The following is a 25,367-nucleotide window of genomic DNA, read 5'->3' as shown; positions in this document are numbered from 1 at the left end:
CTGGATCTGGCCGGCGGTGGCGCTTGAGTTCCGGCGCGGTTGCCCAGATATTTCTCGCTCGATGCAGCCGGTTGCACCGCGCCGATGCAGCGAGATGACCACACCGGCATGCATCCCATGGACCCAACGGCAAGCACAACGCGATGACTCAATTGGTGGAACAAGCGACGACGGTCAGGCTGGATGTCTGGCTGTGGGCGGCACGCTTCTTCAAGACCCGCAGCCTGGCCAAGACGGCGGTGGACAACGGCAAGGTGGATGTCGCCGGCCAGCGGCCCAAGCCATCGCGTGCGGTACGCCAGGGCGAGCAGTTGCGCATCGACCGTGGCGGTGAAATCTTCGAAATCACGGTTGCCGCGTTGAGCGACGTGCGCGGCCCGGCACCCGTCGCGCAGGCGCTGTACGTGGAAAGCGACGCCTCACGCGAGGGACGCACGCAGTGGCGGCTGCAGCGCGTGGCCGAACGCACCGGCTATCGGGCACCCGTCGGCAAGCCGGACAAGCGCGCGCGTCGGCTGATCACTGCGTTGGGCGATATCGACGCGTTGTAGCGCTGCGTGATAGTCGTGCTGCGTCTGGAATGATGGAAACGCAAACGCCCCGGTGATTCGGGGCGTTTGCGTCAATGCGGTCATCTGTTTGCGTTGCGCTTGAAGCGTGGAAACCAACGTCGCCGCAACCGCCATCCGTTCTCGAGGGCCTGCTCGATGCAAGCTTCTCGATGCCACCTTGATTGGGCGGCAAAAGTAGCCAGCAATCGTCAGTGGCGCGCGGGCCGCGCATTCGGAAGAGCGCGCGTGGCAAGTGCCGCCCCGAGCAACGACGGCACCCGCCTGATGGCGAGTGCCGTCGTCCTGATCGCCGCTGTTACGCCAGATCAAACCGATCCAGCTGCATCACCTTGGTCCAGGCAGCGACGAAGTCGTGCACGAACTTTTCCTGTGCATCGGCGCTGGCGTAGACCTCGGCGACCGCACGCAGGATGGAGTTGGAGCCGAACACCAGGTCCACACGCGTGCCGGTCCACTTCTGTTCGCCGGTGCTGCGGTCGCGGCCTTCGTAGAGCTCCTTCGCTTCGGAGGTGGCTTTCCACTCGGTGCGCATGTCGAGCAGGTTGGCGAAGAAGTCGTTGCTCAGCACGCCGGGGCGGGTGGTGAACACGCCATTCTTCGAGTCGCCGACATTGGCGCCGAGCACGCGCAGGCCGCCGACCAGTACGGTCAATTCGGGCGCGGTCAAAGTGAGCAACTGCGCCTTGTCGATCAGCAGCGCTTCGGCAGGCACCGCGTAGCTGCGCTTGGCGAAGTTGCGGAAGCCATCGGCCACCGGCTCGAGCACGGCGAAGGACTCGACATCGGTTTGCTCCTGCGAGGCATCGGTGCGGCCGGGTGCGAACGGCACGGTGACGCTGTGGCCTGCGGCGTGCGCTGCATGTTCCACTGCGGCGTTACCGGCCAGCACGATCAGGTCGGCCAGCGAGATCTGCTTGCCGCCGGCATGCGCGCCGTTGAACTCGGCCTGGATGCGTTCCAGCGTGCCCAATACCTGCGCCAGCTGCTCTGGCTGGTTGGCCTGCCAATCCTTCTGTGGTGCCAGGCGGAGACGCGCACCGTTGGCGCCGCCGCGCTTGTCCGAGCCGCGGAAGGTCGATGCCGATGCCCACGCAGTGGAGGCCAACTGCGCCACGCTCAGGCCGGAAGCGAGGATGGTCTGCTTGAGAGCAGCGGCGTCCTGCGCATCGACCAGCGGGTGGTCGACGGCGGGCACCGGGTCCTGCCACAGCAGTTCTTCGCTCGGCACCTCGGTTCCCAGGTAACGCGAGCGCGGGCCCATGTCGCGGTGGGTGAGCTTGAACCAGGCGCGGGCGAACGCGTCGGCGAACTGGTCGGGGTGTTCGTGGAAGCGACGCGAGATCGCTTCGTAGGCCGGGTCGAAGCGCAGTGCCAGATCGGTGGTCAGCATGGTCGGCCGGTGCTTCTTGGAGGCATCGTGCGCATCGGGAATGATGGCGTCGGCATTCTTGGCCACCCACTGGTGCGCGCCGGCCGGGCTCTTGCTCAGTTCCCACTCGAACTTGAACAGGTGATCGAAGAAGTCGTTGCTCCACTGCGCCGGGGTGGTGGTCCAGGTGACTTCCAGGCCGCTGGTGATGGTGTCTGCGCCCTTGCCCGTGCCGTAGCTGTTGTGCCAGCCCAGGCCCTGGCTTTCCAGATCGCTGGCTTCCGGCTCGGCGGCCACGTTGTCGGCTGGGCCGGCACCGTGGGTCTTGCCGAAGGTATGGCCGCCGGCGATCAGCGCCACGGTCTCTTCGTCGTTCATCGCCATGCGCGCGAAGGTGTCGCGGATGTCGCGCGCGGCAGCGACCGGGTCGGGCTTGCCGTCCGGGCCTTCCGGATTGACGTAGATCAGACCCATCTGCACGGCGGCCAACGGGTTTTCCAGATCGCGGGTGTGCGGCACTTCGCTGTCGTCGTCCTTCACCAGCACGCCGTGCGCTTCGTCCACGCCCGGCGAGCCGCGCGAGTAGCGATCGTCGCCGCCCAGCCACTTGGTTTCGCGGCCCCAGTACAGGTCCTGATCCGGCTCCCAGGTATCTTCGCGGCCGCCGGCAAAACCGAAGGTCTTGAAGCCCATGCTTTCCAGCGCGACGTTGCCGGTGAGGATCATCAGATCGGCCCAGGAAATCGCCTGGCCGTACTTCTGCTTGATCGGCCACAGCAGGCGGCGCGCCTTGTCCAGGCTGACGTTGTCGGGCCAGCTGTTGAGCGGTGCGAAGCGCTGCTGCCCACGACCGCCGCCGCCACGGCCATCGCCGATGCGATAGGTGCCGGCGCTATGCCAGGCCATGCGCACGAACAGCGGACCGTAATGGCCGAAGTCGGCCGGCCACCAGTCCTGCGAATCGGTCATCAGCGCGCGCAGTTCCTGCTTGAGCGCAACAAGATCGATACGCTTGAACGCCTCGGCGTAATTGAAGGTCTGGCCCAGCGGATTGGACTTGCTCGAATGCTGGCTGAGCAGGTCCACACGCAGCTGCTTGGGCCACCAATCGCGGTTGGTGGTTCCGGTACCGACGACGGCGTGATTGAACGGGCACTTTGCTTCGGTTGTCATGGCAATACCTGTGTGCGTGAGCACTTGGGGAGCTGTGTGCCGAAACTGCGGACACGTGCTGGTGGAGTCGAAGTGGTGGGCAATGCGTCAGCTATGGTTATCGATTGAAGGCGCACAGGCGGCCGTGGGGTCATCGAGCATCGTCGCCGCGTGTGCCGATGCTAGCGCCTGCCCGCAGGAGCCGGTATAGGCCGGTATCCGGAATGTGACTGGCGGAGGTGCGCATCAGGCGGACTCATCGTGGCGGCGTGTGCACACGATAAGGAGCATCGATCGGTTGGGGAATTCGAATTATTCAACCATATCGATAGGGTGTCGCTATGGATGGCGAGGAGACGCCCGGGCGGCACGGCAGCGACCTGTCAGCGCTTGCCGAACAGGCTGCCGCCGAGTTTCATGACATCGCCCAGGCCCAGCTTCCCGTCGCCATCCTGATCCAGCACGCTGTTCAGCAGGCCGCTGACGCCGCTATTGCTGCCGACTTGCTGGCGTTCCTGTGCCAAGGCCGGGCCGAGTTGACTGCTGGCCGTCGTCGTGCCACTGAGGAAGCGCTTGGCCAAATACGCCATCACGATGGGCGCCAACAGTTGCAGCAGTTGGCTGGCCTTGCCGGTTTCCAGCCCGGTGGCTTTGCCCAGGCCTGCCGCCGCTTGCGGTGCCTTGTCGCCGAACAGATGACTCACGATGCCGGCGCCACTGCCTTGCGCACCATTGGCCGAGCCGCCCAGCAGCGCGCCAAGCAGGCTGCCGATGTCCGGGCTGCTGGCGTGGTCGCGCTGCAACGCGCCCAACAAGGCATCGGTGCCGCCGGCCTGCTGGCTGTTGCGGCCCAGTGCGCCCATCAACAGTGGCAGGGCGGTCTGGACTGCCGATTGCGCCTGCTCGGGCGCGATGCCGAGCCGGCTGGCGAGTTGCTGCAACTGCGGGCCCTGCAGTTGCGCGGCCAGTTGGTCGGTCAACGAGGCGGACGTGGTCATCGGTTTGCTCTCCGGTTGGACAAAACGTCGAGGCAGGGTGCGCCTGTCGCGGCAGCAGAGCAAACCGCGCGGTGCGCGTCACCGCGCGATCGCAGGGCAGCATTCAACCGAACGCACAACCTGCAACTGCACTGGATTAGCAGGCCACGCAAGCGTCAGTCCTGCAGCTACGCCGTGACGAATCCCCCGAACCAGCATTCAAACGGCCACCCAACCCCGTTGCCGCAACGGATCCGCAAGCGCCGCAAACGGCGCTGTTACGAATCCCCAAGCCCGACTCTCGAATCCCCGCACTCACAGCAACGCCTTCAGCCGATACAGCGCCTCCAGCGCCTGCTTGGGCGTGAGTTCGTCCGGGTCCAGCGCCTGCAGTGCTTCTTGCGCAGCAGAGGAGGGCGCAGTGAACAGGCCGAACTGCTGCGGCGCATCCAATGCGGCCGGGGCCATCTGCGCGACATGGCTTTCGCCGCCGCGTTGTTCCAGTTCAGCCAGGCGATGACGCGCCTGGGTCACTGCGGCCTTGGGCAGCCCGGCCAGCGCAGCGACTTGCAGGCCGAAACTGCGATTGGCCGGGCCGTTCTTGACCGCATGCATGAACACAAGGCGCTCGCCGTGTTCGACCGCATCCAAATGCACGTTGGCAATGCCGCTGGTACCGCCGGCATGCGATTCGTCGGCCAGTGCGGTGAGTTCGAAATAATGCGTGGCGAATAGCGTGTAGCAGCGATTGGTGTGCGCCAGATGGCGGGCCACCGCATCGGCCAGCGCCAACCCATCGTAGGTGGAGGTGCCGCGGCCGATCTCGTCCATCAGCACCAGCGATTGCGGCGTGGCGTGATGCAGGATGTAGCTGGTTTCGGCCATTTCCACCATGAAGGTGGATTGCCCGCGGGCCAGATCGTCGCCGGCACCGATGCGGGTGAGGATGCGGTCGATCGGTCCGATCACTGCACGGCTGGCCGGCACATAGCTGCCGATATGCGCCAGCAACACGATCAACGCGTTCTGGCGCATGTAGGTCGATTTACCGCCCATGTTCGGGCCGGTGATGACCAGCATGCGGCGGTCGGTGTGCAGGTCCAGATCGTTGGGTTCGAACGGTTGGTCGCGCACCGCTTCCACCACCGGGTGGCGGCCGCGCTCGATACGCAGGCACGGCGCGCTGTCCAGTTCCGGTTGGGACCAATCCAGCGCCTGCGCGCGTTCGGCGAAGCCGGCCAATACATCCAGTTCGCTCAATGCGCTGGCGCAGCGCTTGAGGCCTTCAAGCTCGCCGCCGAGTGCGTCGAGCAGGCCTTCGTACAACAGTTTTTCGCGCGACAACGAACGCTCGCGCGCCGACAGCACCTTGTCTTCGAAGCTCTTGAGTTCCTCGGTGATGTAGCGCTCGGCATTGGTCAGCGTCTGCCGGCGGCTGTAGTGCAGCGGAGCTTTTTCGGCCTGGCCCTTGCTGATCTCGATGTAGTAGCCGTGCACGCGGTTGTAGCCGACCTTGAGCGTGGCGATGCCGCTGCTGGCGCGTTCGCGTTGTTCCAGGTCGATCAGGAATTGGTCGGCGTTGGTGGACAGGCGGCGCAGCTCGTCCAGATCGGCGTCGTAACCGGTGGCGATGACGCCACCGTCGCTGAGTTTGAGCGGCGGTTGCTCGGCCACTGCGCTGATCAGCAGATGCGCGGTGGCATCGTGTTCGCCAAGTTCTGCGTACAACGTCTGCAGGCGCGGCGAATCCAGTGGCGCGAGGATGGTGCGCACCTTCGGCAGCAGCGCCAGGCCATCGCGCAAGGTGGAAAAATCGCGCGGGCGCGCCGAGCGCAGTGCCACGCGGGTGAGGATGCGTTCCAGATCGCCAAGCGCGCGGAAGGCCTCGCGCACGTCGGCATCGGCGCCGGTGTCGATCAGGCTGCCGACTGCGTGGTGGCGCTGCACCAGCACCTCGCGCAGGCGCAACGGACGGTGCAGCCAACGGCGCAGCAGGCGCCCGCCCATCGGCGTGACCGTGCTGTCCAGCACCCCGAGCAAGGTGTTGCGGGTGTCGCCATCGACACGCGTGTCCAGCTCCAGATGCCGGCGCGTGGCCGCGTTCATCGAGATCGCCTCGCTGGCCACTTCCATCGCGATGGAGGTCAGATGCGGCAAGCGCTGTTTCTGGGTTTCTTCGACATAGCCGAGCAGCGCGCCGGCCGCTGCAGTGGCACACGGCTTGTCGTCGATGCCGAAGCCGGAAAGGTCGTGCAGCTTGAAGAACGCCAGCAGCTGACGACGGCCGCTATCGGCGTCGAACAACCACGGTGGCCGGCGGCGCACGCCGACGCGTCCACGCAGGAATTCCGGCCAGTTGTCTTCGTCGGGCACCAGCAGCTCGGCCGGTTCCAGGCGCGCGATTTCCGCTTCCAGCGCATCCACGCTGTCCACTTCATTGACCAGAAAACGCCCGCCGGCCAGATCGGCCCAGGCCAGACCGTAGCCTTGCTTGCTGCGCGAGATCGCCATCAACAGCGTGTCGCGGCGCTCGTCCAGCAGCGCCTCGTCGGTGACCGTGCCGGGCGTGACGATGCGCACCACCTTGCGTTCGACCAGGCCCTTGGCCAGCGCCGGGTCGCCGATCTGCTCGCAGATCGCCACCGACTCGCCCAACGCCACCAGCCGCGCCAGATAGCCCTCATAGGCATGCACCGGCACGCCGGCCATCGGAATCGGCGCACCACCGGAACTGCCGCGCTGGGTCAGCGTGATATCGAGCAGCCGCGCGGCCTTGCGCGCATCGTCGTAGAACAGCTCGTAGAAATCGCCCATGCGAAAGAACAGCAGCAGGTCGGGGTAGTCCGACTTGGCGGCGAAGAATTGCTTCATCAGCGGGGTGTGCTCGACTGCTCCGCTGGTGGTCTTGGATTTGTCTTTTGAATCAGTGCTTTGCAAGAAACGTCCTTCCAGGGTGTGCGGTCGATCAGGGCGGTCGCTGCGACAAGCGAGTTCCGTGTTGCGCCGCCGTTGCGGCGCCGTTGACGGCATCAATCGACGGTGCGACGCAGTGGGGAGAGCCCAGAGCAGCGTGTTGCATTGGAGCGGCAGACTGCGCGGCCCGGATGCAAGTTTAAGCGCACCGGCTTAAAAATCCTCGTGCCCGGCCGACAATGCGCCACGCGCGGTGCGGCGAACGACTCATGGCGGCGGATCGCGCGGCCTGAAGCGCTGAGGACGGCACGCGACCGGCGCAAGTTGGTCGGCAGAAAGCGTGCTCCGAGGCAGTCTGAGGGGCGGCATGTTGGCGGAGACGCGCCATCGAAAATCGAAGCACGGATGTCATCGTCGGCTCGCAGCCAGTTGACGCCTATTCGGGCAATGGGGCACCCGTTTGGACCGGAGTGCGAATCGCGGCGCCGGTCGAGCAGATGTGGCCAGTTGCTGTGACCGCCCGGCTGGATGCATCGCGATCTCACAGCGCGTGCCGTCACTAGGTGATCAAAGCGGCGCGAGTGATGACTGGCTTTGTCCGCAATGCGTGGAAGTGCCGCCTTTAGCAGTCGATGGCGCTAAACGCGAAGCCACGCCGACTGCGATCGGCCGCGCGATGACGACTGCTCTAAGCTGCGGTGATTGCACGAAGCCTGCCGATGCGGCTATGTGCCCGACGCAGGCATCCAGCGCGCGCGCGCGCCAGATCCAGTGGGTTGCGAGCAAAAATTTCGTGTGTTTTCGATATCGCTGATGCGTGTAGCTGCGCATGGACCGTACGTGTTACTTGGAGTAATTCATGCATCTTCTACGTCCCCTTGCCGTCGGTCTGCTCACGGCCGCGTTGTTCACCGCCTGCAAGCCGGCGCCGCCTGCCGAAAACAAGGTGGCAACCTCAACACTCGGGCACACGGCTGAACAGGCAGCCAAGGCCTTCGACGCGCTGCTTGACGCGCAGTGGCAACACCAGCTCAAGCAGGCCCCGGAGTTCGCGAGCACCATCGGCGACAAGCGCTACAACGATCGCTGGAGCGACTACTCGCTACAGGCCGTGCCTGCAGAGCGCCGCGCCGTGGCGGGTCTGCTCAGGCAGTTCGAAGCGGTGGATGCCGCAGCGCTGGACGAACAACGTCAACTCAGCCTGCAGATGATGCTCGGCCAGCTGCGCGACACGCTGGACGGTATCGACCTGAAGACCTACGAAATGCCGCTGGACCCGATGCAAGGCATCCATCTGACGCTTGCCGGCTACAGCGACAGCTTCCCCTTCGACACCGCCAAGGACTACCAGGACTACATCAAACGACTGCAGACGCTTCCTGCGGTGGTCGATCAAGTCATCGACGTCTCGCGGCAGGGCGCTAAAGATGGCCTGATGCCGCCGCGCTATCTGCTTGAGCGCGTGCCCGAGCAGATTGACGGAATCGTGGCTCAGCGTGGCGCGCAGAACCCATTTGCCTCGCCATTGGAAAAACTCGACGGTGTGGTGCCCGCCGATCAGCGCGATGCGCTCAGGAAGCAACTGCTTGAAGCGATCGATCAGCAGGTCCGCCCGGCCTACGCCAAGCTGTCCGCGTTCGTGCGCAATGAATACGCCCCACAAGGACGTGCGCAGGAGGGGCTGTGGTCGCTTCCTGATGGCGAGAAACTCTATCAATACCTGGTGCGTACCCAGACCACCACCGATCTGACGCCTGAACAAATCCACCAGATCGGGCTGCAGGAGGTTGCGTGCATCGAAGCCGAGATGACCGTCATTGCCAAGGCGCAGGGTTATGCGGACCTGGCCAGCTTCCGCAAGGCGGTGGCAGCCGATAAGCGCCGCTTCGCGACCTCCAGCGAGCAGCTACTGGAGCAATACCGTCACTACGTCGCGGGAATGCAGCGGGAGCTCCCAAAGTTATTCGAGCAGGTGCCGAAAAAGCCCCTGGAAGTTGAGCCGATGCCGGCATTCCAGGGCAAATACCCGCCCGCCCGCTACCTGCAAAGCAACCCGGAAAGCAGCAAGCCGGGCGTGCTGAGAGTCAATATCAGCGACGTCGCTCACCGCACGCTGATCAACGTTGAAACTATTGCTTATCATGAGGGCGTGCCAGGCCATCATCTGCAGGTCTCGCTTGCACAGACGCTACCATTGCCGCCGTTCCGCCAGCAGGGTGGGTATAACGCCTACGGCGAGGGTTGGGCACTGTATGCCGAGCGCTTGGGCAAGGACGTCGGGCTCTACAAAGATCCCTATAGCGACTACGGCCGGCTATCGGCTGATCTATTGCGCGCCAATCGATTGGTGTTGGATACCGGCGTGCACTACAAGCGCTGGAATCGTCAGCAGATGGTGGACTTCTTCCACGCGCATCCATCCGACGACGAGGCGAGCATGCAGTTCGAAATCGACCGCTACATCGTGTGGCCAGGCCAGTCGTTGGGATACAAGGTGGGGCAACTGCAATTCATGGCGCTGCGTGCAGAGGCGCAGAAAGAACTCGGCGATCGTTTCGACTTGCGCGCATTCCATACTGCGGTGCTCGGTGATGGCGACATGCCGCTTGCGATGTTGCAGCAGCGCGTGCGGCAATGGATCGCGAAGGTCAAAGCGCATCAGGTGGCAAAATAGGTGAGCCCAGTGTGCTCTTGCGTGCCAGCTTGCGGCACATGCTGATCGCAGTCGCATGGAGGGCGAACGGCGAAATGGTGCAGTTACCTGAGTAAACCAGGGCTGACGTCGGGCCGATATGTACCGACGCAAATCCCAGAGAAATCATTGATTGCTTGAGTCAAAAAGCCGAGCGTGCGGCAGCCGTTGCCTGTTCCACCAGCGCGGCATGCTGCTGCGTGGTTTCGTCCATCCGGGTGACAGTGAGGTTGACCTGTTCGCTACCGGCCGACTGCTCCTGGGATGCGGCGGAAATCTCGCCCATGATGTCGGTGACGCGCTGCACGCTGGCGACGATCTCGGCCATCGTGGTGCCGGCGTTGTGCACCAGTGCCGAGCCTTCGGCGACGCGCTCGACTGAATCGTCGATCAGGCTCTTGATCTCCTTGGCCGCAGCCGCGGAGGGTTGGGCGACCTTGCTGACGATGTCGCCGCTCTGCGAGGCGACGCCGACTGCACAGTGTTCTTGCAGCCGCCACGCTACAGTCACCAACCCACCATTACGTACGACACGCCGCATGGACAACCGCAATCAGGAATGGATGCAGGCCGTCACCGACGCACTCAGCGATCTGCTCGCCGCGCGCGTGGCGCAGGCCACGCTACTGGAAGCCATGCTGGTCTCGCATCCAGATCCGGTCGCCCTGAGAAAAGCATGGGACGAACTGTCGTCTCAGCGCATCGCAGTCGTTGCACAGAACAAGGCAGTCGCCTCGGTGGAACGGCCAATGGATGAATACACGCTGGAACAATTCCAGGCCTGGGAAGAAAAATTTCGCCGCTACTTTCCGCGTGATGTGGATCTGCGATAGGTGCACGATCTAGCGTTTTCGCTGTCGTCAAAAATGAAGGCGAAAGACGGCGCGCCGTGCATTTCCTTGACGCCTGCTTGCTTGCGCCGATGGTGGAAGCTCTACACAACCCGCCAAGATCGTTGAGGTTCAAATGGAACCGCCGAGTTGAAGCGTGTCGTCGGCTTGAGCTTGGCGAAACCGCGCAAGATGGGGATCTCCTGCAGCGCTTCATCCATTGCTGGATCGCTCAACGCATACCGCCGCGATAGCAGATGCATCCGCAACATCGCCGTTAGTGCGTACGGCTGCCTGCCTGGGCGTTCTGATACCTGGGGGGTGGGGCTCGGGCAGCTCGATCACTTGCTGCTACGCCACGATCTATGGACTCCCAGCAAGTCAGTGCCAGCCAAAATGAGAAGTCTACGGTCAATGTTGATGACAAAACTTGACAGGTGTTAGCCCGCCCAAGCTGTCGTGCGGTCTTTGTTGGTTGTCGTTGGCCGGACATTGTTTGTCTTGTTCGCGGAGCTCGCGTCGCGTGCGGAAAATGCATGGATATGCGAGCACCAACACGGCAGCGTGGGCCGGGGCACGGCCGTCAAGCCACGAACGCTTGCGGCTTGCTTCGCATGCGCTTCAACGCCGGCCGTGCTGGGGGCAGCCCGTGTGCGTGCACAGCAGTCTATTACTTCGGAATGACGACTCTTCGCTGTTGGAAAAGCTAAGATCGAAGCTTGTGCAAAGTCGGAGGCGCTAATGATCGATCGTCGTACTTTTCTTGCCACGGGTGTGGTCGCCGCTACTGCCAGCTTCAGTGCATCGGCAGCGCGCATCGCGCGAGCGCCGCGCGCCAACGGGCCGGCACCGTGGGGTGCGCTGCCCAGCAAGCGACAGCTGCGCTGGCATCGGTGGGAGCAATACGCCTTCGTGCATTTTGCGATGAATACCTTCACCGACAAGGAATGGGGCTACGGCGACGAGGATCCGAGCAAATTCGATCCCAGCGATTTTTCACCCGATCAAATCGTCGCTGCTGCCAAGGCCGGCAATCTGAAAGGGCTTATTTTCACGGCCAAGCACCACGATGGGTTTTGCCTTTGGCCGACGCGCTTGACCGAGCATTGCATTCGCAACTCGCCCTACAAGAACGGCAAGGGTGACATCGTCGGGGAGATGGCAGCGGCGTGTCGACGCGCCGGCCTGGCGTTCGGCATCTACCTCTCGCCCTGGGATCGCAACCATGCCGAGTATGGTCGCCCCGGGTATCTCGACTATTTCCGCAAGCAGATCGTCGAGCTCTGCACCGGCTACGGCGACCTGTTCGAGTTCTGGTTCGACGGCGCCAATGGCGGCGACGGCTACTACGGTGGAGCGCGCGAATCGCGCAAGATCGATGCGCCCGCGTACTACAACTGGCCACGGATGATCGAGCTGGTGCATCAGCACCAACCGATGGCCTGCACCTTCGACCCGCTCGGCGCCGATATCCGCTGGGGCGGCAACGAGGACGGTATCGCCGGCGATCCATCCTGGCCGACCATGCCCAATGCCGCGTATACCCAGGAAAACGGCAATTCCGGCGTGCGCGGCGGGGCGCTGTGGTGGCCGGCCGAAACCAACACGTCGATCCGCCCGGGCTGGTTCTACCACGCCGATGAAGACGGCAAGGTGCGTAGCCCGGAGAATCTGGTGCGCTATTTCGACACCTCCGTCGCGCGCGGCACCAACATGAACCTCAATCTGCCGCCCGACCGACGCGGCCGCATCGCCGACCACGACGTGGCGGTGCTGCAGAGTTTCGGCGATGCGATCCGCGCCAGCTTCGCCATCGATCTGGCCAAGGGTGCCAAGGCCAGTGCCAGCGCATTGCGTGGCCCTGGGTTCGAGCCGGCGCGCGTGCTCGACCGCCAGCCGGACAGCTACTGGTCTACGCCTGACGACGTCACCACGCCGACGCTGACGCTGGAGCTGTCGGCGGCGCACAGTTTCGACTTGATCCGGCTGCGCGAGTACCTGCCGCTGGGCGTGCGCGTCACTCGCTTCGCGGTTGAAGCGGAGGTCGATGGGCAATGGCGGCGGCTGGCCGAAGCGCAATGCATCGGTGCACAGCGCATCGTGCGGCTGGATCGCCCGGTTGCCGCACGCCGGGTACGCCTGATCGTGCTTGAGGCGCCGGTGTGCCCGGCCATCAGCGAATTCGCGCTGTTCCGCGCCGTTGCGCCTGTGCCGGTGGCGCGGCCGACGGCGAACGCGCCGGATGTGTTGTCCTCCGCTGGCTGGCGCATCGTCGAGGCCAGCGCGCCAGGGGCGGACAAGTTGCTCGACGACGATGCCAGCACGATCTGGATCACGCCCGCGCCCTCGCCCGGCCATCCCGCGCAGGCGACCATCGACCTCGGCGCGCTGCGTCAGGTTGCCGGTTTCAGCCTGACGCCCTCGCGCACGGTGATGAACGGTGCGGCGCCACCGAAGGGTTATCGCGCCGAGACCAGCGAAGATGGCCAGCGCTGGCAGCCGGCCGGCGCCGGCGAGCTGTCCAATATCGCCTATGCGCTCTCGACCCAGCGCCTGAATTTCCCCGAGGTCCGCCAGATCCGCTACCTGCGGCTGTCGTTCGCGGAAACAGCGGTACCTGCCAAGCGGCTGGCGATCGCGGGTATCGGTGCGTTCTCGCGCTTGCGATGAGGGCTTGCACTCCCTCGCGGCCACGCGCCGCGAGGGGAAGCATCCGGGTTGACGGAGTTTCGCGGAATTGAGACGCGTCAAGCGAGGCGATGGAGCTAGACGTCGCCGCATTCAGATCACGTGGCGAACCTGCATCGTGAACCGCCTTGTCCAGAGCTTCCCAGGCGTGTCCAAATTGCTCGGTTTGCGGGATTGCGCACCGCTTGCATGGTGACGCGCAACCGTGAAGTCGCTTTTGTTGGCCGCTCTAAGTCGGAAGCGCCCACCCTGAGCGCAAGACCTCCAGCAGCACTGGCCGGGCGTCGCTGTCCGCGCCGCCGCTTGCAGCTCCTGCCCATGCAATCGCAAGCGCGGCAAGAAAGATGTCGCGGCCGCTCAACGCTGCCCGCGCCTGACCAGAGCGCTGTGCAGCCTCAAGGAAAACGCTTGAGGCCTCGACCATGGAGGTGCACGTCGGCATCAACACCGAACTCGGTTGGGACCATGCGGCACGGAGCGGTTCCGGGAGGCCTTCGTAGGCGTTCATCCAGGTTCCCAGCGCTTCAATCCATCGCTGCAGCGCACGCCCCGGGTCGTGCTCTTCGGCGGTAATGGCCGTGCGCACTTGCTCAAGGTTGGCGTAATGCGTTTCGAGTAGCGCTGCCAGCAGAGCATCGCGGGTAGGGAAGTGGCGATACAACGTCCCCGGGCCAACGCCTGCTCGCTTGGCAATGCTGTCCATCGATACGTCGATGCCTTCCTCGGCAAAGGCTTCGCCGGCCACCTCAAGAATGTGGGTCTTGTTGCGTTGGGCATCGGCTCGGGGAGGGCGTGGCTGAACGTCGGGGGGCATGGTCGGCAGGTCTGGCGCTTGATATCCGGAGTGTATCTCCATATATTTCTTCGCAACAAACGGAGGGGCTCTCCTTTTGCGGGCGTTGTGCAACACAAGGGGTTGCAAACGAAAGATGGCCACGTTCGTCGACTCGCTGGCTAGTCGCCGGCCGACTCACGAACCACAGCCACAGGGTGAGAAACGCATGCGCACGTCCAAGACGATGATCATTGGCCTGCATCTGGGCAATGGCTACGGGTCCCAATCAGGGGCCTGGCGCATGCCGTGGGTCGACCCGACCAACTACACCAGCTTCGATGCCCGCGTGCGCCAGGCGCAAGCCGCCGAGCGCGGGAAATTCCAGTTCATCTTCCTGCCGGATGGCCCGAGTGCCGTTGCCGATATCGACAACGAAGCGCCGCACTTCAATCTGGACGTGATGATGACCCTGGCTGCGGTGGCGCGCGGCACCGAGCGTATCGGTCTGGTGGCCACCGGCTCAACGACGTTCAACGAACCGTTCAACCTTGCACGGCAATTCAAGGCGCTGGACATCATGAGTCATGGGCGTGCCGGCTGGAACGCGGTGACCTCCAGTGGCGAGGACGTCGCTGCGAACTACGGGCGAACACTTCCATCTAGCGCTGAGCGCTACGCACGCGCGCACGAGGTCGTGCAACTGGTGCAGGCCTTGTGGGGCAGTTGGGGAAAGGACGCCTGGTTGCACGACCAGGCCGCTGGGCGGTTTGCAGACGGCGCGCAAATTGCGCCGATCAACCTGCAGGGCAAGTTCGTCGGTTCCCGTGGGCCGTTGTATATCCCACCCTCGGAGCAGGGACAGCCGGTGATCTTCCATGCGGGCGGCGGCCCGAACGCGCTGACGCTGGCCGGACGCTATGCCAGTGCCGTGATCGGTGCCAGTTTCAGTATCGAAGACGCTCGGGCGCAACGTGCGGCGTTCCGTCATGCTGCCGAGCAGGCCGGCCGCGATCCGGACGAGATCAAGTTCATTCCAGGGCTGATGACGACAATTGCGCCGGACCGCCGCGCGGCATTGGATCGCCGGATCGCACTGACCGCGCAGACGTTTCCTCAGCGGCTGGGTTACCTGCAACAGATGCTCGGGGTGCGTTTGGATCCCACTGCGCTCGACCGGCCGCTGTCGCCGGCGCAACTGGCTGCGGCACGCCCGTCATCGCAGGATCCTCGCTCGCCAAAGGCGTTGCAGATCGCGCGTGAGGGTTGGAGCCCGCGCGACATTCTGGCGCATGGCGTCATCGATTATCACCCGGTGATTGTCGGCCCGGCGGTCGAGGCGGCCGATCACATGCAGGCCTGGTTTGAGGCAGATGCGGCCGATGGCTTCTGGATTTCGCCGGATATCAACGACGACGGCATCGATGCCTTTGTCGATGGCGTCGTCCCGATCCTGCAAGCGCGCGGTCTGTTTCGTCGCGATTACCGGGGCCGCACGCTTCGCGACCACCTGGGCGCATCTGCCCAATACGGCCGCGATCCACGCATCACTGCTTGAGCAACAAAACCCCACCTATTTTTGAATGGAGCGAACATGAAAATCGGCATCATTGGCGCAGGCAACATCGGTGGCACGTTGGCGCGCAAATTCGTAGCAGCAGGGCACATCGTCAAACTGGCTGGATCCAAAGGCCCCGACAGCATTCGCGAACTGGCCGAAAAGATCGGTGCAGAGCCTGTCACCGCTGCAGAGGCGGTCGAGGACGTGGAGGTGATCGTGTTGTCGATCCCGTTTGCCAAGATTCCCGAGGTTGCCGGCCTGTTCTCCACCGTGCCTGCGGAGGTGGTGGTGATCGATACTTCGAACTACTACCCGCAGCTTGGCACCCGGATCCTGGAAGTCGAGGACGGCAAGCTGGAAAGCGTCTGGTCGAGCGAGCAACTCGGCCGGCCCATCATCAAGGCGTTCAATGCCGTGCTCGCCAAGACGCTGGCCGAGCGCGGCAAGCCTGCAGGCACGGAAAACCGGCTTGCCATCCCGGTGGCGGGCGACAGTCTGGCCGGCAAGGCGATCGCGCAGCAGCTGCTGGACGATGCCGGGTTCGATTCGCTCGATACGGGGAATCTCGCAGATTCATGGCGGCTGCAGCCCGGCACGCCTGCGTATTGCACCGAGCTTTCGGTTGCCGCATTGGCGTCAGCGCTCAAGGCTGCGGTAAAAGGCGATGCACCGCGTCATCGCGACGCCTTGATGGCGGAGTTCTTCGGCGGCGACGCACCGCCAAGTCATGAGACGATCGTTGCGCGCAATCGCGCGGTGAGTGCGGCGCGCTGATCTCCGATGCGCAGAAGCGGTATCTGCGTCCCAGCCTCACGTTAGAGTTGATGAGCCACTGTCCTCAGCACAGCGGGGAGCGCGGTGCTGACGACTCGACTGTTCTGCCACCGTCTTAAAACGTGACCGCAGAAAGCATTCCCAGCATCTCGTCGTAGCTGCCGTTGGCTGCAGCATCGCGAAGGAATTTGGCACGTTCCACGACGATTTCCTTCGGTGTGGGTTCTGCATGCAAAAGCGCCAGCGCTTCGTCGAGGAATTCGTCCAGGGGCATGGCGTGCTCGTCGTTGCCTTGGCCATACAACTTGGTGCGAACGCCCGGCGGCACCAGCTCGATGACTTGCACGTTGCTGTCGGCCAGTTGCACACGCAAGCCTTCGGTGAAGGAGTGCACGGCGGCCTTGCTGGCGCTGTAGCTCATCGCGGCCGGGAACGGCACAAAGCCCAATGCGGAACTGACGTTGATGATGACGCTGTCAGTGTTGCCGGCAAGTTGCGGCAGGAATGCATAGGTCATGCGGATGGTGCCGAGCAGGTTGATGGCGATCGCCTCTTCGGCTGCCTTCAAGGAATCCGGCTTGAAGACGTTCTCGCTTGGCATGATGCCGGCATTGTTGATCACGACATTCAAGCCGGGATAGCGCTCGGCCGCCACGCGGCTGGCCTGCACCACAGAGTCCGCGTCTGCGACATCGATTTCGATCGCATCAAGGCCAGGATGCTCGGCGGTGATCTGATCCAGCAGCGGCTTCTTTCGTCCGGAAACGATGACCTTGTTGCCAGCCTGCTGGAGCCGGAGTGCCAGCCCAAGTCCGATGCCGGAGGTCGAGCCAGTGATGAGGATGGTATTGCCGCTGTTCTTCACGGATGTCTCCTGATTGCGGAAAGGGGTAAAATCAAAACGGACAGTCATCCGCTTACAGAGACATTGGCGGACAGTTGTCCGTTTGTCAACGAGTTCATTGAAGGGTGGGGTGTGGAGAAGCCAAAGCGATCTGATGCAGTGCAGAACCGGGAGCGCCTTCTGTCCGTGGCGCTTGCGGAATTGGTGCGCTCGGCCGATGTTCCACTGAGCGCAATTGCCAAGAAGGCGGGTGTCGGGCAGGGGACTTTCTACCGGCACTTCCCGACCCGGGAGGCCTTGGTGATCGAGGTCTATCGCCACGAAATGCTGCAGGTCACCGGTTTAGCCGAGCAACTGCTGAAGACGCTTCCGCCGGAGCAAGCACTCCGCGAATGGATGAACCGCCTGGCCGAATACGCCATCACCAAGGCGGGTCTGGCGGATGCACTGCGGACAGTTGCCAACGCGAAAGAATGCGCGGGCAACGCAGGCTATGCGCCCGTGATCGCTGCCGCGCAACTGCTGCTCGATGCCAACGAGAAGGCCGGGACGATCCGTGCGGGGATCACCACAGACAAGTTTTTCCTGGCCATTGCGGGGATCTGGCAGATAGACGCCAGCGAGAACTGGCAGCCCCGCCTGACCTGGCTGATGGAGACGGTCATGGAGGGGTTGTGCGCGGGAGCGCCGGGTCGGCCCGCAAGCGGATAACGGCGTTAGGCTTGCAGCCTGGAAGCGTGCAGCGCCACCTGTGTTAGTGCTCCAACTTGCCCTGCTTGAGCTTTTGCCACATGTCTTCGGCTTGCTGGGACAAGCTGCCGATGTGGCGTATCAGACAGATTTCCATGCTGATATCCCACTGCGTGTGTCCGGGCGCTGCATGGACGAGCCGCCCCTTGGCGATGTCCTCTTCCACCAGCGTCCGCGGCAGCCAGGCCACCCCGCCACCGGAGCGGCACATGGCCAGCAAGGTCGCGGCAAGATCGGAGGTGAGTGCTGGGGTCAGGCGCGCTTCCACGTCCTTGAACGCCGGATGCCCGGCGATGATGCGGCCCAGCCCGGAATCTGCGCTGTAAGACAGCAAAGGCATTGCATCGGTGGAAGCGAGCGACCAGCGCGGGTGGCCTTCGCCATTTTCCTTCGGTGCACTGAAGGGTTGCAGCACATCGCTGCCCACCACAACTCGTTCGAAGTGTTCGGGATCCAGCCCAAGCGGCATGCGCGGATGATGGTGGCACAGCAGGAATTGCGCTGCCCCTTGCAGCATCAGTTTTTCGCACGCCCTGAGCGTGTCGGACACTAGCTGAAACGCGCCGATGCCGGTATTTGATTCGATGCGTCTTACGAAGGCCGGAAAGAAGGTGAAGGAGAGAACATGTGTGGCAAGGAATGCCAACGCAGGCCGTTGTTGTCCGGCCACCTCAAGCGCTTCTCGCCGCGCGGCATAAATCGCCGCAGCCAATCCGGATGCTTTGCGAACGAAGGCTTCTCCAGCCGGCGTCATCAGCACCTCTTTGCGCGAACGCGTAAACAGCGGCGTGCCCAGCCATTCTTCGAGGGAATGAATGCGCCGACTGAAGGCCGGCTGGGTGACGAAGCGACGCTGTGCCGCGCGCGAAAAATTGAGGGTGTCAGCCAACGCCAGGCAGTCTTCGAGCCATGTCAGTTCCATGATGCCGATTGTGCATCAAGCGCATAAAAAAGGCATTGGCAGCGCTTGGGGAGTGACCCTTACGCTCTGACTCGAGCTTGCAACGCCTCGACACGCAGGTCGTCCAGCAAGCGGCAATTCCGGTGAATTCGCATGTCGACGGGAGCGGGCGATCATGCAGAAAAGAAGTGGCATGAGAGGGGTGTTGAGCCAACTCTATGTGCAGGTCTTGATCGCCATCGTCATTGGCGGCTTGGTGGGCTATGTCTGGCCGCACCTGGGCGTGGTCATGCAACCTGTTGCAGAGGGTTTCATCAAGCTGATCAAGATGCTGTTGGCACCCATCATCTTTGGAACGGTCGTGGTCGGGATCGCCAAGATGGGAAGTGTCAGAGAGGTCGGAAAAACCGGCATCAAGGCGCTGATTTACTTCGAGGTCGTCTCGACACTGGCGCTGGCGATCGGTCTTGTCGTGGTGAACATCATCCGGCCGGGCGATGGCATGAACATCGATGCTGCCTCGATCGACAGCAGCGCGATTGGCCAGTATGTCGATCGTGCAAAAGACGACGCGGGCATGGTGGATTTTGTGTTGAACATCATTCCCACCACGTTGGTGGATGCCTTTGCCAAGGGCAACATGCTGCAGGTCATTCTGGTGTCGGTGCTGTTTGCAGTGGGGCTGTTGCAGCTGGGCGAGCGTGGCAAGCCGCTGGTCGATCTCATCGATAACGGGCTGCAGGCGCTGTTCAAGATGATCAACATGGTGATGCGGCTCGCGCCGCTGGGTGCCGGTGCAGGCATCGCTTTCACGATCGGCAAATATGGCCTGGCCACCCTGTGGTCGCTTGGACATTTGATGTTGGCCGTCTATGTGACCTCGGCACTGTTCGTCTTCGTGGTGCTGGGAGCGATTGCACGGTGGACCGGCTTTCCGCTGCTGCGCCTTCTCCGCTTCATCAAGGACGAACTGCTTGTCACGTTCGGAACCTGTTCGACCGAAGCCGTTCTGCCGCGCATGATGATGAAGCTCGAACTGGCCGGCGTGCGCAAATCGACGGTTGGCCTGGTTCTGCCAACGGGATACACCTTCAATGCGGACGGCACCTGTATCTATCTGACCATGGCGGCCATTTTCGTCGCGCAAGCGACCAATACACCGCTGCCGGTCTATCAACAAATCGTACTGCTTGGGGTGTTGCTACTGACCTCGAAAGGATCCGCTGGTGTTGCTGGCGCGGGTTTTGTCGCGTTGGCCGCAACGCTTTCCACCATCGACACGGTGCCTGTTGCAGGGCTGGTGCTTTTGCTGGGCGTCGATCGCTTCATGAATGAGGCCAGGGCGGTGGTCAATCTGATCGGTAACAGTGTTGCCACCCTTGCGATCGCCAAGTGGGATGGCGCGCTGGATATCTCCAAGACCCAGGAAATCATTCGTCGTCAACAGGCGGGCGAGCCAATGCCTGTTGCAGCCTCTTCAACCGATTCATAACTCACCACACCTCGCGGGAGACTAGCCAATGCGTATCATCGATGTCGTTGAAATCACCAAGCCGATCTCGTCGCCGATCCGTAACGCCTACATCGACTTTTCCAAGATGACCGCCAGTTTGGTGGCGGTGGTCACCGATCAGGTGCGCGACGGCCGTCGGGTCGTCGGCTACGGCTTCAACTCCAATGGGCGCTATGGACAGGGCGGACTGATACGCGAGCGGTTTCGCGATCGCATTCTGGAAGCCGAGAGCGCTGCGTTGTGCAACGACGCCGGCGACAATCTGGATCCTTCCAGGATCTGGACGGCAATGATGTCCAACGAGAAGCCTGGCGGTCATGGCGAGCGCTCCGTGGCGGTGGGCACGCTGGATATGGCGGTCTGGGATGCCACCGCCAAGATTGCGGGCATGCCGCTGTTTCGTTATCTGGCGCAGATGAAAGGTCGGCAAGCCAATCCCCGCGTCTTTGTCTATGCAGCCGGTGGCTACTATTACCCTGGCAAGGACAACAGCGCCCTGCGCAAAGAGATGCGTGGCTATCTGGATCGTGGTTACAACGTGGTCAAGATGAAAATCGGTGGCGCCTCCATCGACGAGGACCGCGGCCGGATCGAGTCGGTGCTTGAGGAAATTGGCAGCCAGGCGCGTCTGGCGGTCGATGCGAACGGCCGCTTCGATCTGGAGACCGGCATCGCCTACGCCAAGATGCTGCGCGACTACCCGCTGTTCTGGTATGAGGAAGTCGGTGATCCGCTCGACTACGCGCTACAAGCCAGCCTGAGCGAATTTTATCCGGGGCCGATGGCCACAGGCGAAAACCTGTTCTCGCACCAGGATGCACGCAACTTGCTGCGCTACGGCGGCATGCGCCCTGATCGCGATTATCTGCAGTTCGACTGCGCGCTGTCTTACGGCCTGGTGGAGTATCTCCGCACGCTGGAGGTGCTCGAGCAGTTCGGCTGGTCGCCCGCGCGTTGCATCCCGCACGGTGGTCATCAGATGTCGCTCAACATTGCCGCAGGGTTGGGCTTGGGCGGCAACGAGAGTTACCCGGATCTGTTTCAGCCGTATGGCGGGTTTCCGGATGGCGTAAAAGTTCAAGACGGGCACATCGTGATGCCGGAATTGCCAGGCATCGGTTTCGAAGGCAAGTCCGATTTGATCAAGGTCATGCGCGAGCTCGCCGAGTAAGGACTGAGCCAGCCTCGCCCCGTGACCCACGGGGCGAGTTGCGTCAGATGACTGCTGCGCGTGGTTTGGTCGTTTGAGCAGTCACGCGCAGGGTCGCTGGCGTCAGGCCCTGCGCAGTCGCTTGCAAGATGATGTCGCCGGGCTTTTTAGTTGCCTGTAGCAACGCCATGCACAAGCCATTGAACGCTTTGCGCTGCGGTGCCTTGTCGTCCTCATGGCTACTGGGGTCGCCGTTGCCTACGCCGATCAGTTTGCCTGCGCCGCGTAAGGAGAATTGCACCAGCGTATCGGCGGTGGGAACGACGCGGCCCTGTGCATCGACAATTTCGACCTTTACCACCGCCACGTCTTCGGCATCGGCGCGCAATGCGTTGCGATCGCAACTCAAGCGGATCGCAGCCGGCTTGCCGACTGTCTCGCGGCGTTCGGTGAGCACCAGCTTGCCGCCGCGATAGCCGCGCGCTTCGATCACGCCCGGCGCATAAGCCACGCGCCATTCCACATGCCCGTAGGCCGGCACTTGTTGCAGGCCCTGGCTGACGCCGTTGACCAGCAGTTCCACCGCGTCGAGATTGGTATGGCACCAGACGGCGACGCGGCCTTTGTCGTCGGGCTGCAGCAGGCCGTCCCAGTTCCAGTGCGGGAACAGATGCAGCACCGGCGCGCTGGTCCATTGCGCGCGGTAGTACCAGTAGTTGTCCTTGGGAAAGCCGCAGCTATCCAGCACGCCAAATTGCGAGGCGACATTCGGCCAGCGGTTGTAGGGCGTGGGTTCGCCGCGGTAATCGAAGCCGGTCCAGATAAAGCCGCCAGCGATGTACGGTCGCTGCGCGACGTAGCTCCACCAGGCTTCGGCAGTGCTCGCCCACCACGGGTGGTCCAGGTCGTAGGCGCGGGTATAGCCGCGTGCATCGTCGCGCTGGTAGTTGCCGCGCACCGACACGGTACTGCCGGTTTCGCTGCCGTAGATCGGAATGTGCGGATATTGCGCGTGGAAGCCGTCCATCTGGCTGGTGCGGTAGTTGAAACCGACCACATCGACGACCTGGCCAACACCATCGCCAAAGCCCTTGTCCATGGCAAAGGTGGTGGGACGGGTGGGGTCGAGTTGACGCACGCGTTGCTGCATGCGGCTCACGATACGTGCGCCGCGCTCGGTGACCTGTTGCGGTTCTTCGTTGCCGAGCGACCACAGGATCACGCTGGGATGATTGCGCCCGCGCCGCACCATCGTCTCCAGTTCGCCCATCGCTTCCGGGTCGGTGGACATGCGCCGGGTCTCTTCGATGACGAACATGCCCAGGCGATCGCACAGCGCGAGCAGTTCGGGCGTGGCCGGATTGTGCGAGCTGCGATAGGCATTGCAGCCCATCGATTTGAGTTGGCGCAGGCGCCACTCGTGCAGGCTGTCCGGGATGGCGGTGCCAACGCCGGCGTGATCCTGGTGATTGTTGGTGCCGTGCAACTTGAGCGGGGTGCCGTTCAACAGGAAGCCGCGTTGCGCATCGAAGGCGGTCGTGCGTACGCCGAACGCTGTGACCACCGCATCGATGGCAGTGCCTTCGCTGTGCACGCTGGTGGTGAGGCTATAGAGCTGCGGGGTATCGATCGACCATAGTGCGGCCTGGCCCAGCGGAAGTGTCTGTTCGACAACCTGCACCTGGCCCGGTGCAACGGTGACCGCTGCACTGACCGCTTGTGCGACGACGCGTCCATCCGGTGCAGTGACACGCGCTTGCACGGCGCACTGGCGCGGTGCGGTGCCGTCGTTGCGGACTTCGGTGGACACCTGCGCGGTTGCGTTGTCGCCTTGCACGGTGCTGCGCACGAACACGCCGTCCTGCGGCAGATGCAGCGGGTCGGTTTTTTGCAGCCACAGATGCCGATAGATGCCGGCGCCTTCGTAGAACCAGCCTTCGCCCAGCGTGGCATCTACGCGCACGGCAATGAGGTTGGGCTTGCCGTAGTCGAGCACTTCGCTGAGGTCGACCTCGAAGCCGCAATAGCCGCTGGCATTGCGCCCGACGATGTGGCCGTTGCAGAACACGATGCAATCGCGGAACACGCCGTCGAACACCAGGCTGATGCGCTTGCCCAAATCGCTTGCGGGAATCTGCAGCGTGCGGCGATACCAGCCCACGCTGTGTTCCGGAAAGCTCGTGCCCAGCGGTTTGTAGCCGTGCGCGGCGGCCGGGTCTTCTTCGGTGATGGTGGCCGAGATGGGTTCCTGCCGGAAGGGCAGGGTAACGGCCCAGTCGTGCGGCAGATCCAGCAGTTCCCAGGCGCTGTCGTCGAAAGCGAGTTGCGCGGCGGTCGCGGTATCCTTGCCGGCCTTGGCGAAGGTGCGCTGGAAAGTGCCGAACTCGAAGTCGCGCGACGCATCGCTGGCGTGGCCGAGATGGAAGCGCCAGCCGAAGTCGAATAGCAGGCGTTCGCGCGGTGCCAGCGTTGCATCGCCAAGCGCGCCAAGCGGCATGGCGTTCTTATCTACGGCTGGCGCTGCACCGGCGATGGCGGGCACTAACGCGCCGGCTGCGCCGACGGGGAGAGCGGCGCTCACGCCGCTTGCCAACATGCCGCGCAGCAGCTCGCGGCGATTGATGCCGGTCATGGCTGCGTCCTCTTGCTGGCCTCGGCAGCTTGGTCCTGTTCGGTCGAAGCAGGGTTGCCTGTTGCCCGCTTGCGCGATGCAGGCACGCCCGTATACGGATGGCGCATGAAATCGATCGCCGGCAACACCTCGTTGTCTTGCTTGAAATCGAAGAAACTTGCGTTTTCCCACGACGAGCCGGTGCCCCAGCGCGTCTTGCAGCTGCTGCTGGTCCATGCCGGTTCCCAATACACCACGCCGGCACCACCGGTATCGATCACCAGCTGGGTGAGATCGATCATGTACTTGGACTGGCCTTGCGGTGTGGCCGGGTAGCCGGGAATCAGCGAGTCTTCGCCTAGCAGATTGTGCGAGGTGTCGCCGGACTCCAGCGTCCACGGATAGGCGGTTTCCACCACCACCACATCGGCGTCGTAGCGGCCGCGCAGGCGCTTGATGGTCTTGCCCAGCTCGGCCATCGATTGGGTCGACCATTTGCGGTAGTAGCTGATGCCGATCAGATCGTAATCGGTGACGCCGGCCTTGGTGGCGGCGGCAAACCACGGCTCCACATTTTCCGGCTGGGCGATATGCAGCATCACCCGTGGCTTGATCGCCGAGCGTGCGCTGATATCGCGCACGGCCTTGATGCCGGCATTGAACAGTTTGGCGTTGCGTTGCCAGTCGATGGGGCGCTTCTTGTCCCAGGGAATGCTGTCCATCAGATCGGAATTGCTTTCGTTGCCCACCTGCACCAGCTCCGGCATCAGGCCGGCACGGTCGAGCGCGCTCAGCGTGTCGTAGGTGAAGCCATACAACGTGCGCGCGAGCTCATCGGTGTCGGTGATGCTGGCCCAGGCCTTGGGAATCAGCTGTTTTTCGCCATCGGCCCAATCGTCGGAATAGTGCAGGTCCAGCAGCACCTGCATGCCTTGCGCGCGTGCACGTGCGATGGTCTTTTTGACGTCGGACAGGTCGCTGTAGCGGGTCCAGCGTGCGTCGTTCCACAGCCGCACACGCACCAGATTGGCACCGTGCGCGTGGAAGAGTTCGAACGGGTCTTTGACCACGCCGTTCTCGCGGTATTGCACACCGCACTCTTCCATCTCGTTGACGTAGGACAGGTCCGCACCGAGATACAACGTGGCGGGGGCCGGGGCGGCGTGTGCGAAGGTGGAGATGGCCAGCGCCAGTAGCGCGGGCGTCCAGAGACGGCGTGTGGAGCGCATGCAATTCCTCGACAGAAAAACGTGGAGCGGGTGACAGCATGCCGCACGCGGCGGTGCTGACGTGCGGTG

At 63.2% G+C, this 25,367-nt stretch carries 17 protein-coding genes and 3 pseudogenes; 9 read left to right on the top strand and 11 right to left on the bottom strand.

Annotated features, from left to right (window positions below):
• Positions 1-143: 143 nt before the first annotated feature.
• Entirely contained in the window at positions 144-551 is a 408-nt protein-coding gene (locus tag AC1PLU_RS15950) for an RNA-binding S4 domain-containing protein (protein WP_481094785.1), read from the top strand.
• 316 nt (positions 552-867) lie between these two features.
• On the opposite strand, the gene katG is transcribed toward AC1PLU_RS15950, so the two are convergent.
• From katG to mutS, 3 genes are all read right to left on the bottom strand, one after another.
• On the bottom strand, positions 868-3,114 hold the full coding sequence (katG, locus tag AC1PLU_RS15945) for a catalase/peroxidase HPI (protein WP_481106730.1): 2,247 nt from the start codon (positions 3,112-3,114) through the stop codon (positions 868-870).
• A gap of 362 nt (positions 3,115-3,476) precedes the next feature.
• Positions 3,477-4,091: a DUF937 domain-containing protein gene (locus AC1PLU_RS15940; RefSeq protein ID WP_481106729.1), complete on the bottom strand. Its 615-nt coding sequence runs from the start codon at positions 4,089-4,091 to the stop codon at positions 3,477-3,479.
• Between the two features lie 294 nt (positions 4,092-4,385).
• The gene (mutS, locus tag AC1PLU_RS15935) at positions 4,386-7,007 is read right to left on the bottom strand and encodes a DNA mismatch repair protein MutS (protein ID WP_481106728.1); all 2,622 of its coding nucleotides are present in this window, start codon (positions 7,005-7,007) and stop codon (positions 4,386-4,388) included.
• An 835-nt stretch (positions 7,008-7,842) separates the two neighbouring features.
• Here mutS and AC1PLU_RS15930 point away from each other — a divergent pair.
• On the top strand, positions 7,843-9,657 hold the full coding sequence (locus tag AC1PLU_RS15930) for a DUF885 domain-containing protein (RefSeq protein ID WP_481106727.1): 1,815 nt from the start codon (positions 7,843-7,845) through the stop codon (positions 9,655-9,657).
• 169 nt (positions 9,658-9,826) lie between these two features.
• Here AC1PLU_RS15930 and AC1PLU_RS15925 read toward each other — a convergent pair.
• Positions 9,827-10,120 (bottom strand): annotated as a pseudogene (locus AC1PLU_RS15925) (methyl-accepting chemotaxis protein); the annotation flags it as partial.
• Positions 10,121-10,214: 94 nt separating this feature from the next.
• Here AC1PLU_RS15925 and AC1PLU_RS15920 point away from each other — a divergent pair.
• On the top strand, positions 10,215-10,508 hold the full coding sequence (locus tag AC1PLU_RS15920) for a hypothetical protein (RefSeq protein ID WP_006449167.1): 294 nt from the start codon (positions 10,215-10,217) through the stop codon (positions 10,506-10,508).
• Positions 10,509-10,675: 167 nt separating this feature from the next.
• Here AC1PLU_RS15920 and AC1PLU_RS15915 read toward each other — a convergent pair.
• Positions 10,676-10,841: pseudogene (locus tag AC1PLU_RS15915) on the bottom strand (transposase); the annotation flags it as partial.
• 75 nt (positions 10,842-10,916) lie between these two features.
• Positions 10,917-11,039, bottom strand: a pseudogene (locus tag AC1PLU_RS15910) (IS3 family transposase); the annotation flags it as partial.
• A 207-nt stretch (positions 11,040-11,246) separates the two neighbouring features.
• Here AC1PLU_RS15910 and AC1PLU_RS15905 point away from each other — a divergent pair.
• A complete protein-coding gene (locus tag AC1PLU_RS15905) occupies positions 11,247-13,175 on the top strand; it encodes an alpha-L-fucosidase (protein ID WP_481106726.1) in 1,929 nt (642 codons plus the stop codon).
• Positions 13,176-13,422: 247 nt separating this feature from the next.
• Here the strand turns inward: AC1PLU_RS15905 and AC1PLU_RS15900 are convergent, their stop codons facing one another.
• On the bottom strand, positions 13,423-14,130 hold the full coding sequence (locus AC1PLU_RS15900; protein WP_481106725.1) for a TetR/AcrR family transcriptional regulator: 708 nt from the start codon (positions 14,128-14,130) through the stop codon (positions 13,423-13,425).
• Between the two features lie 64 nt (positions 14,131-14,194).
• Between AC1PLU_RS15900 and AC1PLU_RS15895 the strand changes: the two genes are divergently transcribed.
• Complete coding sequence (locus AC1PLU_RS15895) at positions 14,195-15,523, top strand: NtaA/DmoA family FMN-dependent monooxygenase (RefSeq protein ID WP_481095042.1); 1,329 nt, start codon at positions 14,195-14,197, stop codon at positions 15,521-15,523.
• A 36-nt stretch (positions 15,524-15,559) separates the two neighbouring features.
• Positions 15,560-16,300, top strand: coding sequence for an NADPH-dependent F420 reductase (locus AC1PLU_RS15890; RefSeq protein WP_481095041.1), 741 nt, complete (start codon positions 15,560-15,562; stop codon positions 16,298-16,300).
• A gap of 115 nt (positions 16,301-16,415) precedes the next feature.
• On the opposite strand, the gene AC1PLU_RS15885 is transcribed toward AC1PLU_RS15890, so the two are convergent.
• The gene (locus tag AC1PLU_RS15885; RefSeq protein WP_481106724.1) at positions 16,416-17,465 is read right to left on the bottom strand and encodes an SDR family oxidoreductase; all 1,050 of its coding nucleotides are present in this window, start codon (positions 17,463-17,465) and stop codon (positions 16,416-16,418) included.
• Here AC1PLU_RS15885 and AC1PLU_RS15880 point away from each other — a divergent pair.
• Positions 17,349-17,855: a TetR/AcrR family transcriptional regulator gene (locus AC1PLU_RS15880; RefSeq protein ID WP_481106723.1), complete on the top strand. Its 507-nt coding sequence runs from the start codon at positions 17,349-17,351 to the stop codon at positions 17,853-17,855. The two genes, AC1PLU_RS15885 and AC1PLU_RS15880, sit on opposite strands and share 117 nt — an antisense overlap.
• Positions 17,856-17,898: 43 nt before the next feature.
• Here AC1PLU_RS15880 and AC1PLU_RS15875 read toward each other — a convergent pair whose 3' ends face one another.
• Positions 17,899-18,816 carry a LysR family transcriptional regulator gene (locus AC1PLU_RS15875; RefSeq protein ID WP_481106722.1) on the bottom strand — a complete coding sequence of 306 codons (918 nt, stop codon included), beginning with the start codon at positions 18,814-18,816 and terminating at the stop codon, positions 17,899-17,901.
• Between the two features lie 181 nt (positions 18,817-18,997).
• Between AC1PLU_RS15875 and dctA the strand changes: the two genes are divergently transcribed.
• Complete coding sequence (gene dctA / locus AC1PLU_RS15870; protein WP_481108535.1) at positions 18,998-20,287, top strand: C4-dicarboxylate transporter DctA; 1,290 nt, start codon at positions 18,998-19,000, stop codon at positions 20,285-20,287.
• Positions 20,288-20,315: 28 nt separating this feature from the next.
• Positions 20,316-21,479, top strand: coding sequence for a mandelate racemase/muconate lactonizing enzyme family protein (locus tag AC1PLU_RS15865; protein WP_481106721.1), 1,164 nt, complete (start codon positions 20,316-20,318; stop codon positions 21,477-21,479).
• A 43-nt stretch (positions 21,480-21,522) separates the two neighbouring features.
• Here AC1PLU_RS15865 and galA read toward each other — a convergent pair whose 3' ends face one another.
• Entirely contained in the window at positions 21,523-24,090 is a 2,568-nt protein-coding gene (galA, locus tag AC1PLU_RS15860; protein ID WP_481106720.1) for a beta-galactosidase GalA, read from the bottom strand.
• Entirely contained in the window at positions 24,087-25,298 is a 1,212-nt protein-coding gene (locus AC1PLU_RS15855; protein ID WP_481106719.1) for a glycoside hydrolase family 53 protein, read from the bottom strand. Before AC1PLU_RS15855 ends, galA begins: the two co-directional genes overlap by 4 nt.
• Between the last annotated feature and the right edge of the window lie 69 nt (positions 25,299-25,367).

The organism is Xanthomonas sp. NCPPB 2933 (assembly GCF_056725225.1).
This window is presented reverse-complemented; position numbering and strand designations above follow the sequence as displayed.

Excerpts from the sequence above, each read along its gene's own strand:
- AC1PLU_RS15930 (WP_481106727.1), top strand. The coding sequence starts at position 7,843 with ATGCATCTTCTACGTCCCCTTGCCGTCGGTCTGCTCACGGCCGCGTTG.
- AC1PLU_RS15890 (WP_481095041.1), top strand. The coding sequence starts at position 15,560 with ATGAAAATCGGCATCATTGGCGCAGGCAACATCGGTGGCACGTTGGCG.
- AC1PLU_RS15865 (WP_481106721.1), top strand. The coding sequence starts at position 20,316 with ATGCGTATCATCGATGTCGTTGAAATCACCAAGCCGATCTCGTCGCCG.
- AC1PLU_RS15855 (WP_481106719.1), bottom strand. The coding sequence starts at position 25,298 with ATGCGCTCCACACGCCGTCTCTGGACGCCCGCGCTACTGGCGCTGGCC.
- AC1PLU_RS15895 (WP_481095042.1), top strand. The coding sequence starts at position 14,195 with ATGCGCACGTCCAAGACGATGATCATTGGCCTGCATCTGGGCAATGGC.
- AC1PLU_RS15875 (WP_481106722.1), bottom strand. The coding sequence starts at position 18,816 with ATGGAACTGACATGGCTCGAAGACTGCCTGGCGTTGGCTGACACCCTC.
- AC1PLU_RS15940 (WP_481106729.1), bottom strand. The coding sequence starts at position 4,091 with ATGACCACGTCCGCCTCGTTGACCGACCAACTGGCCGCGCAACTGCAG.
- AC1PLU_RS15950 (WP_481094785.1), top strand. The coding sequence starts at position 144 with ATGACTCAATTGGTGGAACAAGCGACGACGGTCAGGCTGGATGTCTGG.
- galA (WP_481106720.1), bottom strand. The coding sequence starts at position 24,090 with ATGACCGGCATCAATCGCCGCGAGCTGCTGCGCGGCATGTTGGCAAGC.
- AC1PLU_RS15920 (WP_006449167.1), top strand. The coding sequence starts at position 10,215 with ATGGACAACCGCAATCAGGAATGGATGCAGGCCGTCACCGACGCACTC.
- katG (WP_481106730.1), bottom strand. The coding sequence starts at position 3,114 with ATGACAACCGAAGCAAAGTGCCCGTTCAATCACGCCGTCGTCGGTACC.
- AC1PLU_RS15905 (WP_481106726.1), top strand. The coding sequence starts at position 11,247 with ATGATCGATCGTCGTACTTTTCTTGCCACGGGTGTGGTCGCCGCTACT.